At 25.1% G+C, this 4,288-nt stretch carries 5 protein-coding genes; 1 reads left to right on the forward strand and 4 read right to left on the reverse strand.

Features of this window, described 5'->3' with window-relative positions; all coding sequences use genetic code 11:
- Window positions 1–114 precede the first annotated feature (114 nt).
- The gene (gene ymfI, locus B2W91_RS07835; RefSeq protein WP_291579859.1) at window positions 115–855 is read right to left on the reverse strand and encodes an elongation factor P 5-aminopentanone reductase; all 741 of its coding nucleotides are present in this window, start codon (window positions 853–855) and stop codon (window positions 115–117) included.
- A 458-nt stretch (window positions 856–1,313) separates the two neighbouring features.
- Here ymfI and B2W91_RS07840 point away from each other — a divergent pair, with 458 nt between their 5' ends.
- A complete protein-coding gene (locus B2W91_RS07840; RefSeq protein ID WP_039636582.1) occupies window positions 1,314–1,484 on the forward strand; it encodes a DUF362 domain-containing protein in 171 nt (56 codons plus the stop codon).
- Window positions 1,485–1,904: 420 nt separating this feature from the next.
- On the opposite strand, the gene B2W91_RS07845 is transcribed toward B2W91_RS07840, so the two are convergent.
- The 3 genes from B2W91_RS07845 to B2W91_RS07855 form a co-directional block, all read right to left on the reverse strand.
- Complete coding sequence (locus tag B2W91_RS07845) at window positions 1,905–2,240, reverse strand: hypothetical protein (protein ID WP_291579860.1); 336 nt, start codon at window positions 2,238–2,240, stop codon at window positions 1,905–1,907.
- 19 nt (window positions 2,241–2,259) lie between these two features.
- A complete protein-coding gene (locus B2W91_RS07850) occupies window positions 2,260–2,652 on the reverse strand; it encodes a YtxH domain-containing protein (RefSeq protein ID WP_291579861.1) in 393 nt (130 codons plus the stop codon).
- 167 nt (window positions 2,653–2,819) lie between these two features.
- Window positions 2,820–3,653 (reverse strand): helix-turn-helix domain-containing protein, encoded by an 834-nt coding sequence (locus B2W91_RS07855; protein WP_291579862.1) that lies wholly within the window; start codon window positions 3,651–3,653, stop codon window positions 2,820–2,822.
- Window positions 3,654–4,288: the final 635 nt, after the last annotated feature.

Here is a 4,288-nt window from a genome sequence, read left to right on the forward strand (position 1 = left end):
ATTTTTTCCTAAATTCTTCATTCTTAATTATTAATCCTTAATTTCTAAGGATTTAAGCTATTTTTATAAAAATTTTATTTTCTATAGTATATATTAAATTTTCGCATTGTATCCCTATAATATTGCACCATCTACATTTATAATTTGTCCTGTTATGTATTTAGATTCGTCACTAGCTAAAAAAGCTACTGCTTTTGCTACATCTTCTCCTTCTCCTAATCTTCCTAAAGGTACTTCATCTATCATTGAATTTAATTCTTCCTCACTCATCCAAGAATTCATTTCTGTGTTTATAATTCCTGGTGCTATAGCGTTAACCCTTATATTACTAGGCGCTAACTCTTTTGCTAATGCCCTGGTAAATAAGTTTACAGCCCCTTTAGAAGTAGAATATATTACTTCACAAGATGCACCAACATTTCCCCACATAGATGATATATTTATAATATTTCCACTTTCCTTTCCAATCATGTATTTACAAACATGATTGCACATATTAAAAATTGCCTTCATATTCGTATTCATTATTGAATCATAATCTTTTTCATCCATATCTATAAAAAGACCAACTTTAGATATAGCAGCATTATTAACTAATATATCAATTTTACCAAAGTCTTTGATAACTTTAGTTACTAAACTCTTACAAAAGTTATAATCTGAAACATCACCTTTTATTAATATCCCATATCCACCTATTAATTTAATTTCCTCCAAAGTTTTTTTTGCGCTATCATCGTTATTTTTATAATTTAGAATTACACTAGCACCTTTTCGGGACAATTCTAAGGCTATGCTTTTTCCTATTCCTCTAGTTCCGCCTGTTATTATAGCTACCTTCCCTTTTAAGCTCATACACTTCATCTCCTATAACATTATTACTTTCTATTTTAAAGCACTTAACTATGTCTTTTCAATTTTAAATTACTTTAACTGTGCAGTAAATTCTTCAAAATCTTACTTTTTTCTCTTTATTACTACAGATATTGATAATAAATTAACAACCTATTATTATAAATTTTACCATTCATTCTTATAACTTAAAGTTATATAAATATATATAAATCTATATGATTTTAAAATAATTTTCTATAATTTTTTCTAGGTAACCCATATAAATGAATTATTTACACATATTATATTAACATCTTAAGGTTTACATTAAATAAAATTTAATAATTAAACATTATTCTTAATTTTCTTAATATTACTTCTTGTTTTGATTTAATTCAAAATATTTATATAAATACTTTATTATTGTTAAAAGTTATGTTATTATATTGTTGAATTAGAAATAAGGGAGGGTTTTTATTATGGCTTATAAAATAGTTGATGCTTGTATTAGCTGCGGAGCTTGTGAATCTGAGTGCCCAGTTAACTGTATAAGTGCTGGAGACGGATTATATGTTATAGATCCAAACACTTGTATCGAGTGTGGTGCTTGCGCTAGCGTTTGCCCAGTTGGAGCTCCAGTTCAAGAATAATTGAACATATAATATAAAAAGTACAAGCTATTATCTAATTAATAGCTTGTATTTTTTATTTAAGGCAGAAATTATTTTCAATCAAAATAATTTCTTTAATAGATTTTTAACTAGCAATGCAATTGCTAGTTTTTCACCTCTGGTGATTTATCAATGCACAATGCACAATGCACAGTTCACAATTCACAATTAAAGATGAAATTATTTTAGGCAAAATAATTTCTTAAAACATATCTTTGACTAGCAATATAAAATTGNNTTTTAGTCCAGATACTAATAAGTGCTAATTATTTTCTGGGATATATTAAATTCGAAACTCATATATCTATATATTCTAAGTAAAAATTTTACCATAAAAATAAAAAGCTATGATAAGTTTATGAATTTACATAAATTTATCATAGTTTTTAAATATTCATTTTATTTTAAGAATACATCTTTTATTATTGCAAATATGTCTTTACCAATTTGAAGATATTCTGATATATTTTCCTTAGTATCAATAACATCTGCAGTAGTTGATGTGACTACCTCACTTACATCCTTTAAATTCTCAGTTAATGTAACCACATTATCTGATGCTTCTGGTAAAGAACTCATAAGCTTATTTATATTGTGTTCATTTTCCCCAATAACGCTATCTATTTTGCCTATAAATTTAATAGCTTTATTTAAAAATATTATAAGAAAAACTAGAGCAACAGCACCTAATAAGCTAAGTATTACAAAAAATAAATTTTCAACTGAAATATACATTAATATCACCTAGCTTAATTTATTCTTCTATTTTTTCTTCAGCTACTTCTTCTACTTCCTCACTGCACTCACAAGATTCTGTTACTTCTTCACAACAAGGTTTTTTGCAAACTTTCTTTTCAGCTATATATTTAGATATTTTATCTTTAGCTTCAAGTGCATTTTCTTTTACTTCACCAGTTTTAACTTTTAAATTTTCATTAACTTCTTTAGCTTTTACTTTTATGTTTTCATTAGCTTCCTTAGCTTTTGCTTTTATATTTTCTCTTGTTTCTTTTCCTGATTTAGGCGCTAGCATTAATCCCCCAACTACGCCAGCAACTGTTCCAACTGCAAGTTTTTTAGCAGTATTTATTTTTTCTTTTCTTATTCTCTCTTTCTTTTTTTGTTCTAATTTAGCTTTTAAGCTCATTATATATCCCTCCTAATGATTTTTCATTGCAACCCTTATTTAATAATGTTTTATCAAATTTTTTGAACTTGTTTTATGATAAAACTTCCTTAAAACAATGAAGTATTTTGTTTATATAAGTATTTTTATATCATAAAAGATAATATTTTGTATTGTAAAAAAAAGACCTAATTATATTTATTAAAGAGCTCTGATGGGCAATTGCCATAAAACTCTTTAAATTCTTTAATAAAATGTGGTTGATCATAATATCCATTTTCTAAAGCCACTTCACAAAGAGGCACTTCCTTTAAAGATGTAATATCCTTTAAAGTATTTTGAAATCTTACTATCCTGCAAAATAATTTTGGGCTCTGNNTTGGGCTTATTCCTATCCAATTATTATATTTACGAAATAAGGATTTGCTACTAATATTTAGATTATTGGCAATCTCATTAACAGATACTTGTCCTTTAGCATCATAAATATAATTTAAAGAATTTTGAACTATTGGATCCAATCTAAGATTTATTTTATTTATAACTAAATTTTTTATATAATCCTCAATTAATTCTATCTTATCATAAATAAATATTTTTTTAGATAATTCATCATTAATCTTCAATAAGATATCTCCCCAAAAATATTTTAGCGGTATTGTTTTATCTAGAAATTCATTTGCTGGGCAATTAAAAATTAGCCCACTAGTACCAGGGTAGAGCCTTATCCCAAAAAGTTCCCTATGATTTTTTATTGTAAAGCAAGATGGTCTCTTATTTAATCCTATTAATAAACTATTATCATCAAAAGGTCTATTGTAGTTACTAAATACTAAATTGATACATCCATCTGGCAATACTCTTATACAATAATCTCCATCTATGTCTTTACTAGTTTTTAAGTACCAATAACAACATATATAAGGTGTAAGTTCTTCGGAAGGTTTGTATTCTTTGTATATAAAATCATTGAAGCCATCAACATTTAATAACGGCATCTGAATAGATTTATAATTATACATATTTCCTTCCTCCAATTACATAGATTAGTATAAGTTACTTAATAATTATTATACTACATTTTTACAGGCAATTATTACAAAATAAAAACTTTTTAAATAATTTAAGACAAAAACCCCTAAATAAACAAGTATCAAACAAATAATCATGTAATGTGAGTTGTAATACTCTCTATATTTTGGTTGAAATTTGCAATTTTTCATTGTACTATTTAAATATGTAGATATATCAAGTAAAATTTTATATTATTTTACATAATAATTAGTACATGGATAAAATATCTAAACATCTAACATAAGTTTAGCAGTTTATGTTATTAAGTATTTATCTCTACAACTTTAATCAATTGAAAATTGAAACTAAGTGACTTACATACATATTAATTATACAGCGAAGTTTATGAAGGAAATTAGTTTTAATTTAACTAATTTCCTTAATTAGTTTTGAATATAATTATAAACTTTAAATTTATAATTTAGGTATTTAATAATATAGTTTTTTAATATCTTATCTATGTTTTATTTTAATTTAATTAAATTCTCTACGATATAGTTATGTAAAGTAACTATTTTACTTCGCTTTATTTACAGAATAGCTCTATTTGATATATCTATATATAGGGTTTCTTAATGAAAAA

Source organism: Clostridium sp. UBA6640 (assembly GCF_002455975.1).
Classification (GTDB): domain Bacteria; phylum Bacillota; class Clostridia; order Clostridiales; family Clostridiaceae; genus Clostridium_J.